This window comes from Streptomyces sp. SudanB5_2050 (genome assembly GCF_964272335.1).
Taxonomy (GTDB): Bacteria; Actinomycetota; Actinomycetes; order Streptomycetales; family Streptomycetaceae; genus Streptomyces; species Streptomyces rochei.
Genome location: NZ_OZ186760.1, coordinates 5,274,343 through 5,297,247, shown reverse-complemented (window position 1 = coordinate 5,297,247; position 22,905 = coordinate 5,274,343). Strand labels below are relative to the sequence as shown.

Here is a 22,905-nt window from a genome sequence, read left to right as displayed (position 1 = left end):
TGCGATGGTTGGCGACGCGTTCGGCACCTTACGTATCCAGAAACGCAATATAACCCAACCCGATGCGTTCGAGTGCTCGGCGGTATCCGGATCAGCATGACATTAAGGTCCAGCTTCGCTCGCCACCAAGCCGCGTTTGCTTTTGGGCTGGTTGCATGCTCGGGAAGCTGTGCCAGAAACAGTCTGTCACGGCGAGGCTGTCGGCTCATGCGGTGCGTGACGGCAGGAGACGAGGGCACGAGGGAGTCAACCTCCCAGTGTTCCCCCTACTTCGCCGCGACCGAAGCGCGCGCTTCGGAGCGCCTAACAGCAGGATTATGAGGGTGATCTCCAAGTTGAATCAAGCAAGGATCGGAAAGTAGTTATTCGATGATCAAAAATAGCCAATAGCACTAAAAAGATCACAGTGTCAGCGGAATCTCGACGTTTAGCAGTCAAGATATGCGATCTTCTCACCCTGAGCGCGCCCTAGTCGCGCCGTCCAACCGCAGGCCTCGCAGTACTAGAAGAAGATGAGGTGCGTGAGTGGGACACTCACGCACTCCACCGGCATGCTCTCAGCTTGTGGTGAAGAATCCGAGCTCGTTCTTCCCGAGTCCACCAACCACCAAGGCACGGTCGAGGAAGCGGTTGTACTCCTCGCACGCAGTCTCAGGAAGCAGCGCGCAGGCGTGGCAGGCGGCAAGATTGCAGGATCCAGGACCTTGCCCCTTGCTCTCGATGCACACCGGGTCCGAGGAACACCACGCAGCGTGTGCCAGGGCGTTCTCCAGCACTCCCTCCAACCGACCGGGCTCGCCCATCCGAACCAGGCCGCCCAAGGTGCCCTCGGAGTCCCCGGCGGCGGTGTAGATGAGTATGCTGGCCATGCCGTCCGGGCCGGGGCTCACGTAGAGGCGCTCCCTAAGTGAGGCCGAGCTGTAGCCGCACTCGTAGGTGAGCTGGTTGATGAGCAGGTGCGCCAGTGTGTGCAGGAGGATGAAGCGCGGCGACAACTCTCGCTTGGTCAGGCCGCGCTGTTCGGCTAGGTCCGAGAAGCGCTGTGTGAGTAGTTCAGCCTGCGCCAGAACTGCCCGACGCTCCTCCCACGCGCCCAGAGACGCCGTGTCGAGTTCCAGGTATATGCCCTCGCCGCTGACAGCGTATGCGGGAAGCCAGTTGCCACCCGGGCGCGCAGGTGTGCGGCGCAGCAGTGCCTTGCGGGACGCGTCACCATAAGGGGACTCCGCGAAAACACGGTTGAAGCCCCATAGCACCCGAGTTTCGCGGAGCTTTTCTACAAGCCTTACGCGGGCGAAGGCGGAGGCAATGCTGGGCGCGTACTGTCCGCGGGGCTCGCGTACGACCAGTTCCTCAGACTCGATCGCACCGCGCAGCGTCTGGTACTCGGTGGCGCGGAATGGAGCTGGGTCCTGCGCAGAGCCGGGCTCCTCTGTCTCTGAGGCTTCGGATTCGGACTGTTGCAGCACGGCCAGTGCGCGGGCGATCTCCTCGTCGCTGAAGTCGTCGAGGAGGAAGGCGTTCCCCTGGGCCGCTTTCCGGAGCATGTGGACAGGCAAAGCCTCTCCCTTGTCAAGGAAGACTGCTGCCCTCTGCCGGGCCTGTACGATCGCCCCGTCCTGGAGGACAGCGAGGACCTTTGGATCGGCGGTCGACGCGGCCATCTCTGGTACGAAAATGGAGCTCTTTAGGAGCGAGTAGTAGACGTTCGCGGCGCCGCGCAGGCTGCCGCGGAGAGGGCTCCCGCACGGCTCCCCTTCGCGGTCGATCCCCAGCCAGGGCGCCCCGCCGCGGCACAGGTACGCCGGCCCACCCGGCTCTAGCTCTTCCGAGAGGAACGTGGAAGGGCCGCTCTCGGCACTACTCCTTGTTGATGTGATGCCTTCCAGGCTGCGGGTCGCGTTGCAGGAACAGGACACTCGTTGGGAGGCCAGAGTGCCGCCGCCGGAGGACCGCAGTGAGAGGCGGTGCCCCCGGCAGGAGGGCGTCGCTGACTTATGCGTCCATTCGAACCAGGGGAAGTCCTGGAGGTGCCCTCGCTCACAGATCGCGACGAAGGGCACTTGGGCGAAGAAGGGCTTGCGGCCGGAGGACTCATGCTCCTTGCAGGCCGGGCGGTTCTCCTGGTGGAGCCGGTCCTTGGCCAGCTTGCGGCAGCGCGGGCAGAAGCCCCAGGTGGGGAACCGAAGGACCGGGACGGTGAGACCGGTGTTGACCCCATCCTCCGAACGGGTGCGGTAGTCCGGAGGAGAGTAGAGCGCGTCGACACCGAGATGCTGTTCCAGGCGCCACTCGTGGATACGGAACTCTTCCTGGTTGCGGTCGTCTCCGCGCGGAAACCAGTGGTCGAGGCCTGCCGTGATGACTGACGTCCCGTCGGACAGCACGTGCATGGCCCCGGGGCCAAACGGGGCGACCATCTGGGAGCGCCGGACCTTGCCGCGGATCATGACTGTCCTTCCTGGATCGCGTACTCCGAGGTGACCTCGATCTGGCATTCGGCGTCGACGCCGCGCATGGAGGAGGGGATCGCCCAGGTCATACTCTGGGCCTGCTCGTCCGCGTACTGGCCAAGGGGGCGCAGGAGCTGGTCGCTGCTAACCATGGGCCCGAAGTCGCCCCAGTGCCCGGGCTGCCACGCCTCCCACTCCTTGCGCATCCTGTCCAGGATGTCGGCTGTGCGGTCGGCTTCTTCGGAGTCGCAGAAGTCGACCCGGTCGAGGAGAAGCTTTCTGGCCGCTTCCCAGCCTTCGGCGGGGAACGGCTGAGGCTCAAGCGCCTCCGGTCCCGTCTGCCGGATGTAGGCAACCGCGACTGCGCGCAGGGCCCGGTCCAGGGCGGGCGGGGCGAATGGGGTGGAGCTGGTCGGTTCGACCTGCGCGTACAGGCGTTCGTGGTAGCTGCGGAAGCGCTCGAAGTGGCTGCGGTCTCGGGGTTTGCCGGCCCCGTACAGGGTGACGACCAGTCCGGGAATGCGTCGTCCGACGCGACCGGTGACCTGGATGTACTGGGAGGTGCTCTTGGGCTGGCCGACAACGGCCATGAGTGAGAGACGGGGGATGTCGATGCCGACCTCAATCAGGCTGGAGGCCAGGCAGGCGTCTACGGCCCGCTGTTCGTCCGTGAGCTGCCGCTCGAGCTTCTGGATGGCTTCGGGGATCTGGTCCTGCCGGAGGCGGCTGGTCATCTCCTCGACCCAGTTGAGGTAGCGCATCCCGCTGCGGTCCGTCTCTGAGCGGTTGTTGATGGTCCTCAGGTAGTCGGGGATGTCGGACTGCATGAGCGACAGCGAGTTGCCGAGCTCACGGAGGCTGTTGAAGAAGGCGAGCAGCGTCCACCAGGGGTCGCGGAGGCCTTCGGGAAGGTCCTTGGCTGCCTGGAGCAGGGCGGCGAACGTGCGGACCTGTGTGGTCTGCATGGAGCCGAGGGCAGGGGCGTGCACGCCGATGTAGCGCCGCCCCGGCTTAAGAGTGCCGGTCTCCGGATCGCGGTCGTAGACGGCGAAGAAGGAGTCGGAGGCGTCGATGCCATGCGGCGGGAAAAGGTGCACCTGCTCACGGCCGTAAAGGGCCTTGACCTGCTCCTCGTGCCGCCGGATCGTCGCGGTGGAGGCGACGATCTTGGGGAGAATGCGCGTGCCGCCTCGCCGGTCGGTGCACAGTTCTTCGATAACGCCCTCGTAGAGGCCCGTAAGGGAGCCGAGCGGACCGGCGATGAGGTGCAGCTCGTCCTGGATGATCAACGAAGGTGGTGAGTAGGCTCGGGAGCCGTCCGAACCGAGCCCGTCGGATCCGAAGCCGAACAGGGCCCTTGCTTTGGGCCGCCAGGCAATGAGGGCGAACTTGTCCACCGTCCCGATCACGAGGGTCGGCCGGTGCTCGTAGAGGTCGTCGTCAACCACGTAGACAGGCAGTGGCGACTCCTCTGCGGAAAAGCGGCACTCATTGTCCGGGCAGATGAAGCGCACGGTTCCGCGGTACTCCGTGTACCCAGCTACGGGTGTGCGGGCCGCTGCTCCGGTGCGCCGGCCGGACCTACGGCGGCGCTGACCGTGCGCGGTATCTTCCTCCTGGCTGGGGACGGGGCCCATCTGAGCTGAGCACCAGGGACAGCGCAGTAGCAGAAACGGGTTCTCCTGCTCTCCGCGGTAGAGCCTGCCAAGTGCTGACTTCGCATCCGAGCGCCGGTTGGGAGTGGTCTCGCCACCCACCCAGATCCCGATCGAGAAGGGGACCGTTCCAAGGTCCGGTTCGTCTTCGCGCAGCTCCTCAAGCGCGCAGACGAGAGCGGCGGCGCGCAGGAATTGCTGAGCGGTCAGCAGACGCAGCGTATAACGCATGAGGACGGTGACACTCGTGTCACCTGAGCTGCGCAGACGACGGAGCAGCATGGTGAAGGCAGACAGTCCAAGATAGGCCTCAGTCTTGCCACCGCCGGTGGGGAAGTAGATGAGGTCAACAACCTCACGGTCGTCATGGAGGGGATCGGCACTTGAGGGGATGGCGGCCAGGAGGAACGCAATCTGGAAGGCACGCCAGTTCCCCTTGCCCTTGCGGCGAGCCTCGTTCTCATCCGGCTGAAGCCCCTCCACCTGGTACCGCCCGTCGACGAACCGCGTCGGACGCAGGTCGGCCCCGGAGCGCAGCTGCTGGCGCAACATGGCACGGTTCGCCATCCGGAAGGCACGGCCCACGTCGCTCCGTGCGTCACGGACCAGTTCGAGCCCTTCCCTCATACGGCCCAGAGCCTTGCGGCACCCTTCGATGTGCTGCGCCGCGGTCGGCCGGAAGCGCTCATCGAGGCCGGCAGCCTTCTCTTCGAGCCCCTCGATCCACTCCGCGTACACGCCGACGACCTGCTCCAGGCGCTCAGGACCGCCAGGACCGTCCCCAGAGAGCTGCTCCATGGAGACAGTGAGGGGGCTGCCGTTCTGCCGGATGTCGGGGGTGATGCTGGGTGCCTCGTACCAGGGCAGAGGGTCGGCCTTGGCCCAGGTGGCCCGGCCTTCTACAGGGTCGTCCCAGTCCGCGGCGCAGCCGTGCCCCACAGCGAAGGTCCGTGCTTCCCGGTAGAGCAGATTGAACGAGGCGTCGTCCGGGTGCCTCTCGGCTTCGGCAGCCTCCGGGTAGGGGGCGAGCCACCCGCCCTGCGGCTCGACGGTCATCTCGGCCTGGAACAGGCTCACAGCATCGAGTGGCTGGGTTCCGGGGACCGTCCGGTTGACGAGGGCGACTGTGATCAGCCTGCCGTCCTGGTGACTGCGCACGTTGACGATCAGCTCTAGGTCCAGCCCGTCAATGCCGCGCGAGGCGTCCGCGTCCGGCTGCGGCTTCCGCAGGACCCGATTGGCCGTGGCGATCTCGTCCGCAGACAGCTCCCAGACCGCCGTAACGGGGCTGCGTACCCACCACCGCCGCGCATCGCCCGCCACAAGCACGTTCTGGCGCCGGTAGCGGCCTCCTGTGAAAACGATGCGGAGAGCCGTACCGTTCCCGCCCGCCAGCATGAACGACAGGCCCATGGTGCTGGGACGTCGGTCGTTCGCGCCGGCGAGGTCGAAGTCGTCGTCCTCAGGCGGCCCGCCGACCGTGCGCTGCGCAGCTTCCTGCAGGCCCTCGAAGACTTTTCCGTCGAGCTCACCGTCCACGAGACCGGCGACGACCGTGCGATCCTCGTCCGCGGGCTGATCAGTGCCCTCGGCGGGGTACAGGACGCCGACGCCGTACCGCACCAGCGGGGCCCGGTCGAGGATCTCCTCTCCGGACTCGGGGTCCACCCATGGGCCGCGGGCTTCCTCCCAGTTGCCGAACTGTTCCCGGTCGAGGGACTTGCCGGCTGGCGCAGGGCCAAGCAGCTCGGCCCTCAGGGCGTCGATAACGTCCTCACGCGGACCGAGGTGGTCGCTGATGGTCATGCTGCCTTCTCCTTGAAGACCTGCTGGCGGAAGCCGGGGCGTGCGTTCTGGGACATCAGCACCGTGAGTTCGTCCCTGGCGCGGGAGGCGCCCACATAGAAGAGCGTCTGTTCGCGCGCCGACCCGAAAGAGGCGATATCAGTGAGGATGACCGCTGGGGAGTCCAGGCCCTTGAACGCGTGCACTGTCCCGTACCGCACCGCTCCCGGCCGCGGGGAGCCGAAGGGCACGAGCCGGTTTTGCCAGCGGGGGTCCTGGCAGCTGCCGGCCGCGCTCTGGTCATTACGCAGCGGTGACAGGACGACGATGTCCTCGGGCCGGAACCCTTCGCGGGTGAGCTGGGTGAGCCTGTCCGCCAGTAGCCGCTGCTGTTCCTTGCTGTCCGTCCACCACAGGTGCTCTGCGGTCCGGTCGTTGGAGGGCCGCAGCGTTCCGGCGTAGCCCGGGTCGAGGTCGGACGTCGCTTCCACGTAGAAGGTGATGTCGGGGACGCTCCTGCAGTTGTGACGCAGTATGAATACCGCTGGCTCGCCCGCTGTCCGCCCGTGGAGGGCTTCCATTCCTTCACCGCCGGAGTCATAAAGGGCCTGGCGCGTGAAGTCGCCGAAGGCCAGCCACTGGCCGCTAGACAAACCTCCGCGCAAGGAAGAGTCGAGGACGTTGAGGTAGGACTCGCGCATCAGGTCCTGTGCCTCGTCGATCACCAGCACATCGAACGTCGGGCCGTCGCGCTCCAGCAGGGCTTCCAGGGCGAGGTCGGGAAGCTCCTCTGTGAAGAACCCGTCACCTCCGCTCGCCACGGGGCGTGCAGAGGGAACCAGCCCCGCCATGTAGGAGTGAAGGTGAGCGGCCGTGATCCCTTCCACCCCGGCGGTCTCTTCCTTGAGCCAGCGGCCCAGCTGCCGGTTGAAACAGCACAGCAAGACTCTAAGACCGCTTCCGGCGAACCGCCGCGCCGCCTCCACGGCAACGAAGGTCTTGCCTGTTCCTGCGGCGCCGCGGACCAGGCACCGCCGATTGGCGGCGATCATGTCGAGCACCTCGTACTGCTGCTTGGTAAAGGTCTGAGTCTCCCGTTCCATCCGCTGCCGCCGCAGCTTGGGCGGTTCGGCAAACTCGAATGAGGGCCGAAGCGCCTCCAGGATCCGCTCGGTCTGGCCGGCGTCGGGAGCGGCGGATGCAGGGTTGAACCAGCCTCCTGTGGGAGTCGAGGTGAGGTGCGCGCGGTGGGCGTCCAGGACCCCGGTGATCAGAGCGGAAACGGGACGGCTGTGCAGGGCCACTGTGTCGATCGCCTGCCATGAGTGCCACTCCATGGGGCCTGACACCGCGAACCGGCTGTGCGTGAACAACACAGAGGAGGTCATCGGCACGGCTCCCAGCCCACCGCCGTGGCCTATGAGCTTCTCCTTGACCGCATGCATGGCCTCATCGGCCTGTTGGAATGGGCTCCTCAAGGTTGGTGGCTGGCTGCCCAACCGCCACTCGCCACTCGGGAGGCGCCTGACCTGGAGATGGGCCTTCACCTCCAGGACTAGGATTCCCTTCCCGGGCACGATGATGACGAAATCAGCCTCACCCTGGATCTGCCGTGGGTGGTTGGCTATCCCCAGCGAATGCAGCACCACCCAACCTTCCGTGCCAGGGTCATCGCGGAGCCGCTGGAATACCTCTTTCTCCCCGGGACTAGGGGTGACTTCCGGATCGAAGGCCGACGGGATCATGCGCGCCATCAGGGCACCTCCGAAGTGCGGAGCCGACAGAGGTAATGCGAGGGAACGCGCAGCTGGCCAGGGAGAACGGCGTCGACCAGAGCCACCCGCGCGCCCGAGTCCGTATCGTCCAAGGGGATCTCGCACCAGCGGTCCACCCAGAGCCGCTGCCACAAATCCCCGGAGACAGCACGCTGCACGGCCTCGGCGTAGCCCCGCCCGGCACTGCGGTGTGCATGGTCGATTCGGCCGAGGGCAGCCCAGACGTCCTGCGCCTCCCCTCTGCGGCCCAGGTAGGCCATGACAACAGCGAAGTCATCTCTACGCCGCATTCTGATGCACCAAGAGCTCGTCCAGTAGTCCAGGTTCGTTGTCACCGCGCCGCGCGCCACCAACTCCTTCGCAACCCCCCGACGGCCATCTGGATGATGGGCAATACGATCGCTCAGCTGCGTTTTCCACCCCTGTTGTAGCGCCCGCAGCATGGGTGCGTCGTCGCCCAAGACGACGTCGGCCCGCTCGATCAGGCTCTGATAGTAGGAGCTACCGCGAAGTACGACGTAGTCGCCGACCGAAATCGAGGCCCCGTCGACGGCCTCGACAGAGGGCTCATCATCCGGGTCCGACTCAACCAAAAGGATCTTGTGAACGCTGGATTCCACGGGCAGCAGGACATACGAGCCGTCGGCGAGCAGAGCCGCGCGGGCCTCCACCCCCTCATGACCGCCTTTGGCACCGTCCCGCAGAGCTTCAATGGGAAGTCCTGCGACAGCATCCTGCGCCAGGGAAACGACATCGAGATCCGTTAGCAGGGACTCTGTCGTCTCAGGCGACGTACCACCCGTGAGCTCGGACGGTGCTCCGACTGTCCTCGTGCCGCGGCGGCGTACGCGCGTTGGCATGGTGCCGCGCAGCACAGGCCCCTCGTCGAACAGCGGCTGTACGTCCAGCGGCTCACGGTAGAAGTCATAGTGGACCAGTCCGAGCCGCGCCGCTCGGGGAGCATTCAGCACACCCGGCGGAAGCCAGCCGACCGGTCCCACGACCACGGCCGAGTCATACACCTCAGCCCCCAACAGGTCACTGACCAGGCCAATCTCCACTGGGTAGTGGAGCACGCCGAACGCGCGGGCAACGGCGTCCTGGTAGAAGCGGTTGGTCACCGCCACAAGCGGCGTGCCCTTGCGGCCAGACGACAGGAACGTCATAACCCCGGACCTAAGGGGATTGGAGGAGTCCGTTCCCAGACGAGTCAAGGCCTGCGCGACGGCAGACAGCTGGCGCACCAGGTCGGCATCCGCAGCCTGCCGCAATCGAGCGCTGATGCCCGCCAAACTGTGCGCCGTTTCCTGAAGCCTGAGCTGCGCGCTATTGAGGGGCACCGGCACGGTACCGAGGAGCCACCGGACCCGCCGGATCTCGGCGCAAGCCTGCCTCCACAGGTCAGAGCTTTCCAACTCCGCTACTGCACGCAGAAACTGCGAAGCTACCCGCATGAACGAGTGCACTCCTGAGTGGTGCACAGGCTGCTCCTCGATAGCGCAGCCCGCATGCTGGTAGACCTTGTCTACCTCCCACAAACTCATCGTGCCGCCCCCCTGCTCTTCCATGCCAGCAGTTCAACTCCCGGAGGAATACGGCTGCCGAGGTCTCCGGGCACGTCGAGGTTGGCCACGCTGCGCCATCGGTTCTCGTAGAGCCCGTCCGCAGCGGCCAGCGCTGACGGGCTGGTGCGCTCGACCACGGCCACCGTCACGCTCGCGAGGCCGGCTCCAAGCCACCGCCGAACCGTTGCCGCACCGTCGAGGACGGCCACAGCCGGCTGGCAGGATCGCACCGCATCGCGGTACTCCTCCGGATCACCTCGGCTCGACAGCACCACGCTGCGATAGTGGGATCCAGGCGAGCGGACTGCGCGCAGACGCAGGAGCTCCTGCAGGGGCAATGCCGGCCCTCCGGCTGCCCCAACGACGAGCTGGGCCTCAGCCAGGACCGTGTTCCTTACCCCCACCACAACGCTGTGCAGCGAGCAGCGTCCGTAGTAGTCGGTCATCTGTCCGGCCAACAGATTCTCAGCGCCGACGGGTATTTCAAGCTCTTCGCTGAAGCGGTTGCTGCCCCTGTAGTCCTCCGGCAGGTCTGGCCAGCGGAGCAGCTGGAGCCGGTAGTCGTCTGCCGGGAACCACGAAATGGGTCCAGGACGCCGCCCAGGACTCGTGCTGCCTGCGAGTTCGTAGACCCGCCCATGATGGTTCTGAATCGCCCCGCCGAACACTCCCGTGTAAACGCGCCGCCCCTGCCCGGGGCCCTTGACCGGAATGACTCGAACACAGTTGCCGACAGGCAGGCAGGCTGCCTGCTCGAAGTTCTGCTTCGCCTCCGCAGGAACCACTTCCACCTGGGACGCCCGGTTCACAACCCCATAGGTCAGCAGCACCGCGAGGTAGTCACGCGTCGGAACGGACAGCGCCACTACCGCGTTTGAGCCCTCCTTGTGCAGGCCTGCCGCCCAATACCCGACCTCCGAGAACCATGCCGCCCACTCAGGCAGCCTCTGCCACCTGTCGCCGACCAGTGTGGACGCGCCCCGGAGTGATGTCTTGCCTCTTGCCACTGCCCAAGCCCCCACCAAGAGAACATCCCGCAGCACCGCCATCGAAGAGGCCCCCACCCCTGACAGTGCGTGGATCTTACAACATCTTCACGATTGCACGACCCCTGCTACACACTTTGAGGTGACAGGTGACAGGAAGGGAACAGTCCCTGCAGGCGCGACTGGTAAGGAGGCTCGGGCAACGCCTTAGACCTGCCATCCGACATCCGTGGTCAGCCCTACACAACCCCGGCCTCTTGGCCTCCTCCCTGCCGCAAACGGTGGACCATCTGCGGACCGGGCAGCGTCATTGGACCGGCCTGTAGCGCGTGACCTGCGCATATACCCCGGCCTGAACAGGCCTCCGGAGCCGTGTGCGCAGATTTCGAATCCTGCCGGGCGGCCAGCATGACGTGCCAGAGACCCCGTTCTCAGAAGAGACGCTGAGAACGGGGTCTTCGCGTGTGTGCGAGTGGATGAGGTGGTTCGGTGTGGTCGAGATCGGTGTCAGGGAGCGTTGGTGGATAGCGAGCGAGCCCGCCGTAAGCCACGGGTAGGGGGTGGGAGGCGGTGGGCGGGTTTTGGTGGTTCCAGCAGGGACGCGGTTGCGAAGGCGGGGGTAGGGCGCTGCGGTCGAGGTGTTCGGGAGGGGGTCGGCCGTGGGGGCTGCGTGCCCCGACGGCCGAGGCGCCTGGCAGAGGGGCGGCCGCCTGCGGCACGGGCGAGGTCGCTGCGAGGGCTTTGGGGGTTGGTGGTCGGTGGGTGGGGGTTGGTCAGGGCAGGGACAGGATCGTTCGGATGACCTGGCGGAGCATTGACTCCGGGTGGGGGGCGGGGCCCGGGGAGCGCCAGGCTACGAAGCCGTCGGGGCGGATGAGGACGGTGCCGCCGCGGGTGATGCCGTGGGACCTGGCCCAGTCGGTGCCCTCGGCGTCCGCGGGGGTCAGGTCGGCGTCGGGGCCGGCGCCCAGACGGTAGGACTTCAGGGGGACGCGGAGGTCGGTTGCCAGGCGGGTCGCCGCCTCGTGCCAGCCGGTGGGCTGGGAGGCGTCGCTGAGCAGGACGAGGGAGTCCTCGTAGAGGTCGAGGGTGGAGACGCGGTCGGCGTCTCCGCCGTCGGGGCGGTGGAGCCAGAGGTGGGGGGCGCGGCTGCCGGGGGCGCCGGTGAGGTCCAGGTTCTCGGGGACGACGGGGGTCGCCGGGTCGGCGCCGACCACGGCGCCCTGGGGGTAGCGGTAGCCGAGGGCGACGTTGAGGATGCCGCGCTGCGGGCCGCCGCCGGGGCCGGGCTTGCCTTCGGGGGCACCGCCGCCGCCCATCATCGGGGGCGGGGCGAAGCCCGGGTGGCTGTGTTCCACCGAGCGGGCCGCGGCGCGGGCGCTGGTGGCCTCGGCGACCGGGCGGCGTTCCGCGTCGTAGGTGTCCAGCAGGCCCTCGCCCGCCCAGCCCTCCAGGACCGCGGCCAGTTTCCAGGCGAGGTTGTGGGCGTCCTGGATGCCGGTGTTGGAGCCGAAGGCGCCGGTGGGGGACATCTCGTGCGCCGAGTCGCCGGCGAGGAGGACGCGGCCGGAGCGGTAGCTGCGGGCGACGCGCTGGGCGGCGTGCCAGGGGGCCTTGCCGGTGATCTCGATGTCGAGGTCGGGGTCGCCGACGGCGCGGCGGATGTGGGCGGCGACGCGGTCGTCGGTGAAGTCCTCGACGGTTTCGCCCTGTTCGGGGTGCCAAGGGGCGTGGAAGACCCAGTTCTCGCGGTTGTCGACCGGGAGGAGGGCGCCGTCCGCGTCCTCGCTGGTGAGGTAGCAGACGATGAAGCGGCGTTCGCCCACGACGTCGGCGAGGCGGCGGGAGCGGAAGGTGACGCTGATGTTGTGGAAGAGGTCACCGGGGCCGCTCTGGCCGATGCCGAGCTGCTCGCGGACCGGGCTGCGGGGGCCGTCGGCGGCGACCAGGTAGTCCGCGCGGATGGTGGTGTGCTCGCCGGTCTCGCGGCTCTTGACGATCGCCGTCACGCCGTCGGCGTCGGGCTCGAAGGAGAGCAGTTCCGTGCCGAAGCGGAGGTCGCCGCCGAGGTCCGTGGCGTGCGTGAGGAGTTCGGGCTCCAGGTCGTTCTGGCTGCACAGGCACCAGGAGCTGGGGCTAAAGCGGGCCAGGCCGCCTCCGGCGTCGATCTGCTTGAACAGCCACTCCCCCGCGTCGCCGACGAGCGTGGGTGTCTGCAGGATGCCGTGGTTGTCGGCGAGGGTGGCGGCGGCCCGGCGGATGTCCGGCTCGGTGCCGGCCACCCGGAAGAGTTCCATGGTGCGGACGTTGTTGCCGCGCCCTCGGGGGTGGATGGAGGTGCCCGCGTGCCGTTCCACCAGGGTGTGCCGGACGCCCAGCCGCCCCAGGAACACCGACATGGACAGACCCACCAGGGAACCGCCGACGATGAGGATCGGGACGCGGTGTGTACCGGCACCGATACCGGCACCGGGTCCGGTTCCGGGGGTGGCGCCGGCGGGGCGGTCGGTTCTTTCGTGCATCGTTGTTCGTCCTCCGTTGTGACAGACGCGTGGCTCGCCCCGTGACGGGTGCGCCCGGGTGTGCGCCGGGGCCCTCATGCATGCCCCGTCCGGCCCGGTGAGGCCCGCGGCGGGCCAGGCTTCACCCGCTTAACCCTCCTGGTTCGCGGTCCTCGCGGGCACGGCTCACGATCGTGCTTACTGCGACCGCCGCGCCCCGCCGACCACGGCACGGGCCGCGACGATCGCCGGACCAGTCCACGAGGAGTTCCCCGGAGAAGAGGTGGGCCGGATGACGGTCTCTCCCGTCGTAGCGACGGATGCCGTGTCGGCGGATGCCCTGTCCACTCAGGCCGCGCAGGCCGGGAAGGCCGTGGCGACACCGGCCGCCGCGGAAGCGGGCGGCGTGTCGATATCCGCGTTCGACGGAGCCCGTGTGCGCGTCGTGCTGATGCTGGACGTCCACGACGGCATGCAGCAGGAGTTCCTGAACGCCTACGAGCGCATCCGCGACCGGGTCGCCGCCGTTCCGGGACATGTCAGCGACCAGCTGTGCCAGTCCCTGGAGAATCCCACCCAGTGGCTGCTGACCAGCGAGTGGGAGAGCGCGGCGCCCTTCCTGGCCTGGGTCAACAGCGACGAGCACCTGGACACCGTCGAGCCGTTGCAGGACTGCGTCCGTGACACCCGCTCCCTGCGCTACAGCGTGCTGCGGGAGACCCTCGGCGAACCGGCTCCGGCGGCCCAGGCCGGTGCGGAGCTGCGGTCCACTCCCAGGATCGGGAGCAATGTCGTGCGGCACGCCCTGACCTTCACGGTGCGGCCCGGCAGCGAGACCGAGGTGGCCAGGCTGCTGTCCGAGTACGTGTCGCCCGACGCCCACGTGGACGAGTCCACGCGGCTGCTGCGCACCTCGCTCTTCATGCACGGCAACCGGATCGTGCGCGCCGTGGAGGTGCGGGGCGACCTGCAGGCGGCGCTGCGCCACGTCGCCCGGCAGCCCGGGGTGCGGGCGGTCGAGGACGCCCTCGACCCGCACCTGGAGCAGGAGCGGGACCTCAGGGACCCGCAGTCCGCCCGGCGCTTCTTCACCCGGGCCGCCATGCCGGCCGTCCACCACGTGGCCGCGCGAGGCGGGACCGAGGCCCGCACGCAGCGGGTGGCGCTGCTCTACCCGGCGCGGGCCGGCGCCGGTCCGGAACTGGCCCGGCTGCTCGCCCGGCAGGACGCGGCGGCCGCCGACGCCCCGGACAGTCCGGTCCTCGCCGCCACCGTCTTCCACCGCGACGACCTCGTCGTACGGCTCGTCGACGTGGACGGCGACCCCGAGGAGGCGCCCGCGTTCGTGCTGGGCCTGCACCGGTCGCCCGACGCGGCCGGGGCCTTCGGCGGGTCCGGGGTGGCGGTGGCCGAGCGGCTGCTCGACACCTCCGCCGCCGGCGTCGACGGCCCCCTGACGGAGGCGCGGAACCTGTCCCTGCTGCTCGCCGCGACCCGTATGACGCCGCTGACGGACCGGCGCTCTCCCGCCACCTGAACCAGAACCGGGCGGAACCGGCGGGACGGGCACGGCCGACGGCCCCACCCACCCGGCGGAACCGGCGCGACCGGCGGAACCGGCGCGACCGACGGAGCCTCCCGCCCCGACCATCCGCACCGGCCGCCTGCACCGGCTCACCACCGACCACCGGCCATCGGCCACCGGCACCGACCGCCGGCACCGGCCCACCACCGACCGCCGGCACCACCTCACCGACCCCGCGCCGGACCGTCGCGGTACCGGGCCCGACGGAGTGCCCGCCACCGCCCACGCGTCCGCGCGGTCTCCCGACCTCCCCACCGCCTCCCCTCACCCGGAGTGAACGACATGACAGACCAGCAGGTACGCATCGTCTCCCTCGGCGACATCGCGCCGAACCGGCGCCGAGGCGGAGACCTCCGCGCTCTCCTCACGCCCACCACCGCCGGGTCGACCAGCGGCTTCATGGGCGTGGCCATCGTGCAGCCGGGCGAGCGCATCGCCGAGCACTACCACCCGTACTCCGAGGAGTTCGTGTACGTCACGGACGGCGCGCTGGAGGTGGACCTGGACGGGGTGCCGCACGCCCTCTCCACCGGACAGGGTCTGCTGATCCCGCAGGACATGCGCCACCGCTTCCGCAACACGGGGGACACCGAGGCCCGGCTCGTCTTCCACCTGGGTCCGCTGGCCCCGCGGCCGGAGATCGGGCACGTCGACACCGAGGACGCGGCGGGCAACCCGCTGCCGCTCCCGGACCACGCCGGGTGTGCCGGGCACGAGCGTCCCGCCGCCGCGGCCGAGGCGGTGTCATGACCCGGCGTCGGGTCGCCGTCACGGGCATAGGCGTCGTCGCCCCGGGCGGGATCGGTGTGCCCCAGTTCTGGGGGCTGCTGTCCGACGGCCGTACGGCGACGCGCCGCATCTCCCTCTTCGATCCCGCCGGGCTGCGTTCGCAGATCGCCGCCGAGTGCGACTTCGAGCCGCTGGAGCACGGGCTGGACCTCGCCACGGTCCAGCGCAGCGACCGCTACGTGCAGTTCGCGCTGGTCGCCGCCGCCGAGGCGGTACGGGACGCGCACCTCGACATGGCGCGGGAGGACCCGTGGCGGGCCGGTGCCACGCTGGGCACGGCGGTCGGCGGCACGACCCGGCTGGAGCACGACTACGTGCTGGTGAGCGAGCGCGGCTCGCGCTGGGACGTCGACGAGCGGCGGGCCGAGCCGCACCTGGAGCGGGCCTTCACCCCGGCGACACTGTCGTCGGCCGTCGCCGAGGAGTTCGGCGTGCGGGGGCCGGTGCAGACGGTGTCCACCGGGTGCACCTCCGGTCTGGACGCGGTGGGGTACGCCTACCACGCCGTGGCCGAGGGCCGTGTCGACGTGTGCCTGGCGGGCGCGGCGGACTCGCCGATATCGCCCATCACGATGGCCTGCTTCGACGCCATCAAGGCGACCTCGCCCAGCAACGACGACCCCGCGCACGCCTCCCGGCCCTTCGACGCCGACCGCAACGGCTTCGTGATGGGCGAGGGCGCCGCGGTGCTGGTCCTGGAGGACCTGGAGCACGCCCGGGCCCGCGGTGCGCACGTGTACTGCGAGATCTCCGGCTACGCGACCTTCGGCAACGCCTACCACATGACCGGGCTGACCAAGGAGGGCCTGGAGATGGCGCGGGCCATCGACACGGCGCTGGACATGGCCGGGCTGGACGGCTCCGCCATCGACTACGTCAACGCGCACGGCTCCGGCACCCAGCAGAACGACCGGCACGAGACCGCGGCCGTCAAGCGTTCGCTGGGCGAGCACGCCTACGCGACGCCGATGAGCTCCATCAAGTCGATGGTGGGCCACTCGCTCGGCGCGATCGGCTCCATAGAGCTGGCCGCGTGCGTCCTGGCGATGCACCACCAGGTGGTGCCGCCCACGGCCAACTACACGACCCCCGACCCGGAGTGCGACCTCGACTACGTGCCGCGCGAGGCGCGGGAGCGGACGCTGCGGCACGTGCTGTCCGTGGGCAGCGGCTTCGGCGGCTTCCAGTCCGCGGTCGTGCTGAGCGGTTCCGAAGGAGGGCTGCGATGAGCGGACCACAGCGGGCCCGGCGCCCGGCGCAGGACGCCGGTGAACGCCCGGCACAGGACGCGAGAAGGAGCCCGGCGCGGGACGGGGACAGGCGTGCCGTCGTCACCGGCCTCGGCGTGGTGTCCCCGCACGGTCTCGGTGCCGAGGCGCACTGGAAGGCGGTCGCGGACGGCGCGAGCAGTCTCGGGCCGGTCACCCGCGAGGGCTGCGAGCACCTGCCGCTGAAGGTGGCGGGCGAGGTGCGCGGCTTCGACGCGGCCGAGACGGTCGAGGGGCGCTACCTCGTCCAGACCGACCGGTTCACGCACTTCGCGCTGACGGCGACCGAGATGGCCCTGGAGGACGCCCGGTTCGGCCGGGCCGACGTCGAGTCGCCGTACTCGGTCGGGGTGGTCACCGCGGCCGGTTCGGGCGGTGGCGAGTTCGGGCAGCGGGAGCTGCAGAACCTGTGGGGTCAGGGGTCGCGGTACGTGGGCCCGTACCAGTCGATCGCCTGGTTCTACGCGGCCAGCACCGGCCAGATCTCCATCCGCAACGACTTCAAGGGCCCGTGCGGTGTGGTGGCCGCCGACGAGGCGGGCGGCCTGGACGCCCTGGCCCACGCGGCGCTGGCCGTGCGGGGCGGCACCGACACGGTGGTGTGCGGTGCCACGGAGGCTCCGCTCGCCCCGTACTCCATCGTCTGCCAGCTGGGTTACCCGGAGCTGAGCGGGGCCGGTGAACCCGACCGTGCCTACCGCCCGTTCACCGAGGCGGCCTGCGGTTTCGCGCCGGCCGAGGGCGGTGCCGTGCTGCTGGTCGAGGAGGAGCGGGCGGCCCTGGAGCGCGGGGCGGACGTGCGGGCGACGATCGCCGGGCACGCGGCGACCTTCACCGGGCCCTCCCACTGGGCCGAGTCCCGGGAGGGGCTGGCGCGCGCGATCCGGGGCGCGCTGGCCGAGGCCGGGTGCCGTCCCGAGGAGGTGGACGTGGTGTTCGCCGACGCGCTCGGTGTGCCGGAGGCCGACCGGGCCGAGGCGCTGGCCCTGGCCGACGCGCTCGGTCCGCACGCCCGGCGGGTGCCGGTCACCGCGCCCAAGACCGGTACCGGACGGGCGTACTGCGCGGCACCGGTGCTGGACGTGGCGACGGCGGTGCTCGCCATGGAGCACGGGCTGATCCCGCCCACCCCGCACGTGTTCGACGTCTGTCACGACCTGGACCTGGTCACCGGCCGGGCCCGGCCCGCCGAGCCACGCACGGCGCTGATCCTCGGCCGCGGGCTCATGGGCTCCAACGCGGCGCTCGTCGTGCGCCTCGGCGGCACCGCGCCGCGCACCGCGTGAGGGCCGGCACCGGGCACGAGGACCGACCCACGCCAACCCGAGTGAGCGCCGGCCAGGGGCCGGGCGCCACCCCGAGTGAAGGAGGACCCGCATGACCGACCAACTGGACTACCAGGTGACCGTCGAGGAGCTGTCGGCGCTGATGAAGCGCACCGCCGGCGTGCACGTCGACCCGGTCACCCTCCGGCAGCAGGCCGACGACGGCTTCGACACCTTCGGCCTGGACTCCCTCGGCCTGCTGGGCATCGTGGCCGAGCTGGAGAAGCGGTACGGGCTGGGCCTGCCGGAGCAGGCCGAGCGCTGCAAGACGCCCGCGGATTTCCTCGCGCTGGTCAACGGCGCCCTGAAGACGGGAGTGTGAGATGGCAGGTCACACCGACAACGAGATCTCCATCGCCGCGCCGATGGAGCTGGTCTGGGACATGACCAACGACATCGACAACTGGCCGCGGCTGTTCAGCGAGTACGCCTCCGTGGACGTGCTGGAGCGCGACGGCGACCGGGTCACCTTCCGGCTCACCATGCACCCGGACAAGGACGGCAAGGTGTGGAGCTGGGTGTCCGAGCGGGTCGCCGACCCGACGACCCGTACGGTGCGCGCCCACCGGGTCGAGACCGGCCCCTTCCAGTACATGAACATCGTCTGGGAGTACGCGGAGACCGCGGACGGCACCCGGATGCGCTGGATCCAGGACTTCGCGATGAAGCCGGACGCCCCGGTGGACGACGCCTGGATGACGGACAACATCAACCGCAACTCGCGGACGCAGATGGCGCTGATCCGGGACCGGATCGAGCAGGCCGCGGGCGAGCGGCGCACCGCCGCGGCACTCGCCGACTGAATCCGCCGGGCCGGGTCGACCGGCCCGGCGCCCCGTGACCCCGAGGAAGGGCACCTCCCCATGCACCACACCCTGATCGTCGCCCGGATGGTCCCCGGCGCGGCACCGGACATCGCGAAGGTGTTCGCCGAGTCCGACAGCGGCGAGCTGCCCCACCTGGTGGGCGTCAACCGGCGCAGTCTCTTCGAGTTCGGTGACGGCGTGTACATGCACCTCATCGAGAGCGACGAGGACCCGGCCCCGGCGATCGGCCGGCTGACCGGGCACCCGGAGTTCCGCAAGGTCAGCGAGCGGCTGGAGCCGTACGTCTCGGCGTACGACCCGGCGACCTGGCGCGGTCCGAAGGACGCGATGGCACGCTGCTTCTACCGCTGGGAGCGCACCGCCGTCGGCTGACGGACCGACGGTCGACGCATCGCGCCGGGGCCGCCCGCTCGTGCCGGGCGGCCCCGGCGCGCGCGTGCGTGTCCGGGGGACCGTCCACCGCTGCCCCCTTTCCTGTCCGCAGCTCGCGGACCGTCCAGGAGGGTGAAGGGTTGTACGCGCGGAACCGAACAGGTGTGTGAGAAGCCCCACGTGAGTGCCGGTGATGTTTCGGCATGTCCTTCCGCTTTGATCTTGGGGGCGACAAAAGCACAGAGGAGTCCGCTGTGCGCGCCCCCGCCGACCAGGAGAGAGGACACGCGTCGTGGGCCGACCCACCGCCCGCCGGACCCGCCGACGACCGACGCCGGGTGGTGAGCGGCGCGTGTCCCGCGCCCGCGCCCGACGCCGTCGCGGATCGGCCCGCCTCGTCCTGGCCGGCCTGGCCTCCGGTGCCGTCCTGCTCGCGGCGGGCGCCGCCGTCGCGCACTGGCGGCACACCCGTCCCCCGGTGACGGACGATCAGGCGGCCGACGTGGCCGACGCCCTGGACGCCGCCGGCCGCACGGACGCCCCCGACGCCCCGTCCGGGTCGCCGTCCGGGAGGACCGCGGGCCCGTCCGGGTCGCCGTCCGTGAAGGCGTCGCCCTCCGCGTCGCCCTCCCCCTCCACCGTCGCCGTTCCCGCGACCGGCCCCGGCACCTTCGTCACCGCCGAGGCCGACGGCTCCACCGTGGGCACCGGCAGCCGCGTACGCCGTTACAAGGTCCTGGTGGAGGAGGGCATCGACATCCGGCCGAGCGCCGCCGCGGCCGAGATATCCGACGTGCTCGCCGACCGTCGCGGCTGGACCAGGGACGGGATCAACTCCTTCCGGCTGGTGAGTTCCGGGTCGTACGACTTCGTGGTGAAGATCGCCACGCCGGGCACCGTCGACGAGATCTGCGGCGCCTACGGCCTGCTCACCCGGGGCGAGGTGAACTGCGCGGTCGGCACGGACGTCGTGGTGAACCTCAAGCGCTGGGTGCTGGGCTCTCCCCAGTTCGACGGGCCCATCGGCGACTACCGGGCGCTGATCATCAACCACGAGGTCGGTCACCGCCTCGGCCACGGCCACGAGACCTGCCCCGGGCCGGGCCTGCCCGCACCGGCGATGATGCAGCAGATCAAGGGACTCAAGGGCTGCGTCGCCAACGCCTGGCCCTACGACCGGGACGGCAACTACCTGAGCGGGCCCTCGGTTCCCTGAGCGGGCCCTCGGCCGGTTCGCGGGACAGCGCTCCCGTGAGCGGCGATGATCGGCCCATGACCACGACACCGCGTTTCGACCCCCGCGCCCTGCTGGCCGAGAGCCGGCTCGGCGTGCTCGCGACGATCAAGGCGGACGGCCGCCCGCAGCTCTCCCCCGTCCAGCCCGCCTACGACCCGGAGGCGGACGTCATCCGCGTCTCGACCCGCGACGGGCTGGCCAAGACGGCGAACCTGCGCCGGGACCCCCGCGCCACTCTGGAGGTGACCGCCCCCGACGGCAGGTCCTGGGCCACCGCCGAGGGCGTCGCCACCCTCACCGGACCGGGCACCGACCCGCACGGTCCGGAGGTGGAGGCGTTGGTGGAGTACTACCGCGCGGCCGCCGGCGAACACCCGGACTGGGACGAGTACCGGGCGACGATGGTGTCCGACCGCCGGGTGCTGCTCACGATCCGGGTCGAGCGGGTCTACGGGGCCGACATCGGCTGAACGGAAGTTCCCCGCCGCGGCGGTGAAGGATCCGCGCCTCTTCTCCGTACCTGATGGCGTACCCGTCCGCCCCCTCCGCGTCCCCGGACGCGGAGGAGACGTCCACGTCGCCCTGGAGGCACCATGCGGCTGTCCCGCAGCAGGATCGGAGTCGTCGTCCTGTTCGCCACGATGACCCTGACCCTCACCGCGCTGGCCTTCCCGGCCGTGCTCGGTCTGGACAAGCCCGACGGGAACCAGAACCGGGTGATCGCCAGTACGAAGTTCGGGCCGCTCACCGAGGCCGACCGGGACTTCGTGGTGAAGGTGCGCGCGGCCGGGTTGTGGGAGTACCCGCTGGGCGAGATGGTGATGGAGCGCGGCACCACGAAGGAGATGAAGACGGCCGGCGAGCACCTGGTCGTCGGGCACGCCGGGCTGGACGCGATGTGCCGGGAGATCTCCCCCGAGTTGGGGATCACGCTGCCCAACCGGGCCTCGCCGCAGCAGGAGGGCTTCGTGGCGACGGTGGACGCGAAGACCGGCGGGGAGTTCGACTCGTCGGCCGTGAACATCATGCGGGTGACGCACGGCCAGATCTTCCCGGCCATCGCCAAGATCCGGGCCACGACGAAGAACACGCTGGTGCGGCAGCTGGCCGACCTGGCCAACGACACGGTGCTGGACCACATCACGGTGCTGGAGAAGACCGGGCTGGTCGAGTACGACAAGGTCACCTTCCAGCAGACCGGTCCGGCGAAGCTGCCCAGGGAGAAGGTCACCCCTCCCCCGCCGCAGCCCGGTGAGCGGGTGCTGGTGCTCAAGCCGCGGCCCGACCTGGACGTGAACACCGCCTCGCCGACGCCCGCGCCGTCACCGGCGACCGGGTGAGCCACGCCCCGGGCGCGGGTGGGTGTCAGGTGTCGCGGGCCGCGGTGACGTCGGCGGCCCAACCCAGTGGATGAGGTCCGGCCGGCGCCGGGAGCGGGGGCTCGCCGCCCGCCTCGCTGAAGGCGGTGAGCGCCTCGATCAGGGCCGCCCGCTGGTGCGGCGCGAGCCGTTCGACGATGGCGGCGACCTCGGCGCGCCGCCGGGCGCTGACGTGCTCGACGGTGCGCCGGCCCTCGTCGGTCAGGCGCAGCAGGGTCTCGCGCCGGCTGTCGGGATTGGTCTGCCGGTCGGCGAGGCCGGCCGCGATCAGCCGGTCGACCATGCGCATGGCCGTCGACGGGGCGACCTGGAGATGGTCGGCGAGCGCGACCAGCTTGGTGGCGCCCCTGGTGAAGAGCACCATCAGCATCCGGAACTGGGGCAGCGTCACCCGCTCCTCCACCTCGGCGAGCGACCGCGCGGAGACCGCCACCAGCAGTCGGGACGCGGCCAGCACCGCCCCGGTGACCGCGTCGACGTCGTCCAGGCCCCCGTCGGGCAGCTCACGCTCCGGCATGGGTCCTTTCTACCGTGCCGCCGCCACCCCTCACCCACCTGACCGGCACAGCGGTCACCGGCGGATCGCCCCCGCGCCACGTCTCCCGCCGGCCCGCGCGTCCGGCCCGCACGTCCTCCACCGGCCGAAGGGAACGGCGGCCACCGCCCGTACATCTTTCCCCTGTGGAAGGGTGGAGTCGGATTCCGGGACGCGGAGGACGGCGATGACACGACGCACACCCCCGGCGGCGCCGGGAACGGCCCGGCATGCCCACGCGTTCACGGATTTGGCGGTGGACGGTCAGCGGGCGCCGCTGCGTGGGGCGAAGAAGGAAGGAAGAGCGGGATCATGACCGCTTCCGGGCCGGACGGCGGCGCGACGCCGAACGAACCGCACGAGCCGGGCGGTGTGCCGCATGTGCCGGGCGGTGTGCCGCACGTGCCCGAGGACGTCTGGCGCAGGTTCCTGGAGGACGACGAGCGCGCCATCCGCGCCTCGGCCCTGCGGGAGCCCGCCGCACGGGAGCGGACGCCGGAGTGGCGTCCGGCGCCGCCGCCCGCCGCGGTCGGCGAACTGTGGCGGCCGGAGGACCCCTGGCCCGGACCCGCCTGGCGCGAGCTGGACCGCCGGGCCCGCGTCCGGCGCGTCTGCCGGGTCCTCGGGACGGCCGCCGCCGTGGCCCTCGCGCTGACCGCCTGGTCGCAGCTGTCCACCGGCCCCGGGGCCCCCGGCGGGGAGCCGGCCGACACGATCGGGCGGCGCCTGGAGGAGAGCCCCGTGCTGCCCTCGGCCGCCACTCCCGCGCCCACCGCTTCCGCGTCGACCGGCCCGGCGGTCTTCGAGCCCGACCCGTCGGCCGTGCCCCGGGCTTCCCTCACCTCCTGGACGATCGACTGAGCACCCG

18 protein-coding genes are annotated in these 22,905 nt (G+C 70.2%); 11 read left to right on the top strand and 7 right to left on the bottom strand.

What is annotated here, in order from left to right:
- Positions 1 to 557: 557 nt before the first annotated feature.
- From drmB to ACFZP7_RS23735, 6 genes are all read right to left on the bottom strand, one after another.
- Entirely contained in the window at positions 558 to 2,450 is a 1,893-nt protein-coding gene (drmB, locus tag ACFZP7_RS23760; RefSeq protein WP_385635592.1) for a DrmB family protein, read from the bottom strand.
- Positions 2,447 to 5,914, bottom strand: coding sequence for a helicase-related protein (locus ACFZP7_RS23755; RefSeq protein WP_385635589.1), 3,468 nt, complete (start codon positions 5,912 to 5,914; stop codon positions 2,447 to 2,449). The genes drmB and ACFZP7_RS23755 overlap by 4 nt, the downstream gene beginning before the upstream one ends.
- Positions 5,911 to 7,647 carry an NERD domain-containing protein gene (locus ACFZP7_RS23750; protein ID WP_385635587.1) on the bottom strand — a complete coding sequence of 579 codons (1,737 nt, stop codon included), beginning with the start codon at positions 7,645 to 7,647 and terminating at the stop codon, positions 5,911 to 5,913. Before ACFZP7_RS23750 ends, ACFZP7_RS23755 begins: the two co-directional genes overlap by 4 nt.
- On the bottom strand, positions 7,647 to 9,236 hold the full coding sequence (locus tag ACFZP7_RS23745; RefSeq protein ID WP_385635585.1) for a hypothetical protein: 1,590 nt from the start codon (positions 9,234 to 9,236) through the stop codon (positions 7,647 to 7,649). The genes ACFZP7_RS23750 and ACFZP7_RS23745 overlap by 1 nt, the downstream gene beginning before the upstream one ends.
- Positions 9,209 to 10,282: a hypothetical protein gene (locus ACFZP7_RS23740; protein WP_385635582.1), complete on the bottom strand. Its 1,074-nt coding sequence runs from the start codon at positions 10,280 to 10,282 to the stop codon at positions 9,209 to 9,211. The genes ACFZP7_RS23745 and ACFZP7_RS23740 overlap by 28 nt, the downstream gene beginning before the upstream one ends.
- A gap of 710 nt (positions 10,283 to 10,992) precedes the next feature.
- Positions 10,993 to 12,741 (bottom strand): FAD-dependent oxidoreductase, encoded by a 1,749-nt coding sequence (locus tag ACFZP7_RS23735; protein WP_385635579.1) that lies wholly within the window; start codon positions 12,739 to 12,741, stop codon positions 10,993 to 10,995.
- Positions 12,742 to 13,012: 271 nt separating this feature from the next.
- Between ACFZP7_RS23735 and ACFZP7_RS23730 the strand changes: the two genes are divergently transcribed.
- The 10 genes from ACFZP7_RS23730 to ACFZP7_RS23685 all read left to right on the top strand — a co-directional run bounded on the left by ACFZP7_RS23730 (position 13,013) and on the right by ACFZP7_RS23685 (position 21,463).
- Positions 13,013 to 14,257, top strand: coding sequence for a SchA/CurD-like domain-containing protein (locus tag ACFZP7_RS23730; RefSeq protein WP_385635576.1), 1,245 nt, complete (start codon positions 13,013 to 13,015; stop codon positions 14,255 to 14,257).
- A 330-nt stretch (positions 14,258 to 14,587) separates the two neighbouring features.
- Positions 14,588 to 15,055 carry a cupin domain-containing protein gene (locus ACFZP7_RS23725; RefSeq protein ID WP_019326886.1) on the top strand — a complete coding sequence of 156 codons (468 nt, stop codon included), beginning with the start codon at positions 14,588 to 14,590 and terminating at the stop codon, positions 15,053 to 15,055.
- Positions 15,052 to 16,323, top strand: a complete 1,272-nt coding sequence (locus ACFZP7_RS23720; protein ID WP_019326887.1) for a beta-ketoacyl synthase — start codon at positions 15,052 to 15,054, stop codon at positions 16,321 to 16,323. Before ACFZP7_RS23725 ends, ACFZP7_RS23720 begins: the two co-directional genes overlap by 4 nt.
- Positions 16,320 to 17,648, top strand: a complete 1,329-nt coding sequence (locus tag ACFZP7_RS23715; RefSeq protein WP_125536430.1) for a ketosynthase chain-length factor — start codon at positions 16,320 to 16,322, stop codon at positions 17,646 to 17,648. The genes ACFZP7_RS23720 and ACFZP7_RS23715 overlap by 4 nt, the downstream gene beginning before the upstream one ends.
- A gap of 91 nt (positions 17,649 to 17,739) precedes the next feature.
- Positions 17,740 to 18,009, top strand: coding sequence for an acyl carrier protein (locus tag ACFZP7_RS23710; protein WP_019326889.1), 270 nt, complete (start codon positions 17,740 to 17,742; stop codon positions 18,007 to 18,009).
- Position 18,010: 1 nt separating this feature from the next.
- Positions 18,011 to 18,490, top strand: coding sequence for an SRPBCC family protein (locus tag ACFZP7_RS23705; RefSeq protein ID WP_019326890.1), 480 nt, complete (start codon positions 18,011 to 18,013; stop codon positions 18,488 to 18,490).
- A gap of 60 nt (positions 18,491 to 18,550) precedes the next feature.
- Positions 18,551 to 18,886, top strand: a complete 336-nt coding sequence (locus ACFZP7_RS23700; RefSeq protein WP_019326891.1) for a TcmI family type II polyketide cyclase — start codon at positions 18,551 to 18,553, stop codon at positions 18,884 to 18,886.
- A 352-nt stretch (positions 18,887 to 19,238) separates the two neighbouring features.
- Positions 19,239 to 20,102, top strand: coding sequence for a DUF3152 domain-containing protein (locus tag ACFZP7_RS23695; protein WP_261699639.1), 864 nt, complete (start codon positions 19,239 to 19,241; stop codon positions 20,100 to 20,102).
- A gap of 56 nt (positions 20,103 to 20,158) precedes the next feature.
- A complete protein-coding gene (locus ACFZP7_RS23690; RefSeq protein ID WP_019326893.1) occupies positions 20,159 to 20,593 on the top strand; it encodes a PPOX class F420-dependent oxidoreductase in 435 nt (144 codons plus the stop codon).
- Positions 20,594 to 20,716: 123 nt separating this feature from the next.
- Entirely contained in the window at positions 20,717 to 21,463 is a 747-nt protein-coding gene (locus tag ACFZP7_RS23685; RefSeq protein ID WP_030970540.1) for a DUF4142 domain-containing protein, read from the top strand.
- A 25-nt stretch (positions 21,464 to 21,488) separates the two neighbouring features.
- Here the strand turns inward: ACFZP7_RS23685 and ACFZP7_RS23680 are convergent, their stop codons facing one another.
- A complete protein-coding gene (locus ACFZP7_RS23680; RefSeq protein WP_385635572.1) occupies positions 21,489 to 22,019 on the bottom strand; it encodes a MarR family winged helix-turn-helix transcriptional regulator in 531 nt (176 codons plus the stop codon).
- A gap of 330 nt (positions 22,020 to 22,349) precedes the next feature.
- Here ACFZP7_RS23680 and ACFZP7_RS23675 point away from each other — a divergent pair, with 330 nt between their 5' ends.
- Positions 22,350 to 22,898, top strand: coding sequence for a hypothetical protein (locus tag ACFZP7_RS23675; protein ID WP_385635570.1), 549 nt, complete (start codon positions 22,350 to 22,352; stop codon positions 22,896 to 22,898).
- Positions 22,899 to 22,905 lie beyond the last annotated feature (7 nt).

Bases quoted from the DNA above. Each gene is read 5' to 3' on its own strand.
- ACFZP7_RS23710 (WP_019326889.1), top strand. From the start codon at position 17,740: ATGACCGACCAACTGGACTACCAGGTGACCGTCGAGGAGCTGTCGGCG.
- ACFZP7_RS23680 (WP_385635572.1), bottom strand. From the start codon at position 22,019: ATGCCGGAGCGTGAGCTGCCCGACGGGGGCCTGGACGACGTCGACGCG.
- ACFZP7_RS23750 (WP_385635587.1), bottom strand. From the start codon at position 7,647: ATGGCGCGCATGATCCCGTCGGCCTTCGATCCGGAAGTCACCCCTAGT.
- ACFZP7_RS23705 (WP_019326890.1), top strand. From the start codon at position 18,011: ATGGCAGGTCACACCGACAACGAGATCTCCATCGCCGCGCCGATGGAG.
- ACFZP7_RS23690 (WP_019326893.1), top strand. From the start codon at position 20,159: ATGACCACGACACCGCGTTTCGACCCCCGCGCCCTGCTGGCCGAGAGC.
- ACFZP7_RS23730 (WP_385635576.1), top strand. From the start codon at position 13,013: ATGACGGTCTCTCCCGTCGTAGCGACGGATGCCGTGTCGGCGGATGCC.
- drmB (WP_385635592.1), bottom strand. From the start codon at position 2,450: ATGATCCGCGGCAAGGTCCGGCGCTCCCAGATGGTCGCCCCGTTTGGC.
- ACFZP7_RS23740 (WP_385635582.1), bottom strand. From the start codon at position 10,282: ATGGCGGTGCTGCGGGATGTTCTCTTGGTGGGGGCTTGGGCAGTGGCA.
- ACFZP7_RS23700 (WP_019326891.1), top strand. From the start codon at position 18,551: ATGCACCACACCCTGATCGTCGCCCGGATGGTCCCCGGCGCGGCACCG.
- ACFZP7_RS23685 (WP_030970540.1), top strand. From the start codon at position 20,717: ATGCGGCTGTCCCGCAGCAGGATCGGAGTCGTCGTCCTGTTCGCCACG.
- ACFZP7_RS23720 (WP_019326887.1), top strand. From the start codon at position 15,052: ATGACCCGGCGTCGGGTCGCCGTCACGGGCATAGGCGTCGTCGCCCCG.
- ACFZP7_RS23675 (WP_385635570.1), top strand. From the start codon at position 22,350: ATGACCGCTTCCGGGCCGGACGGCGGCGCGACGCCGAACGAACCGCAC.
- ACFZP7_RS23755 (WP_385635589.1), bottom strand. From the start codon at position 5,914: ATGACCATCAGCGACCACCTCGGTCCGCGTGAGGACGTTATCGACGCC.
- ACFZP7_RS23735 (WP_385635579.1), bottom strand. From the start codon at position 12,741: ATGCACGAAAGAACCGACCGCCCCGCCGGCGCCACCCCCGGAACCGGA.
- ACFZP7_RS23745 (WP_385635585.1), bottom strand. From the start codon at position 9,236: ATGGAAGAGCAGGGGGGCGGCACGATGAGTTTGTGGGAGGTAGACAAG.
- ACFZP7_RS23715 (WP_125536430.1), top strand. From the start codon at position 16,320: ATGAGCGGACCACAGCGGGCCCGGCGCCCGGCGCAGGACGCCGGTGAA.
- ACFZP7_RS23725 (WP_019326886.1), top strand. From the start codon at position 14,588: ATGACAGACCAGCAGGTACGCATCGTCTCCCTCGGCGACATCGCGCCG.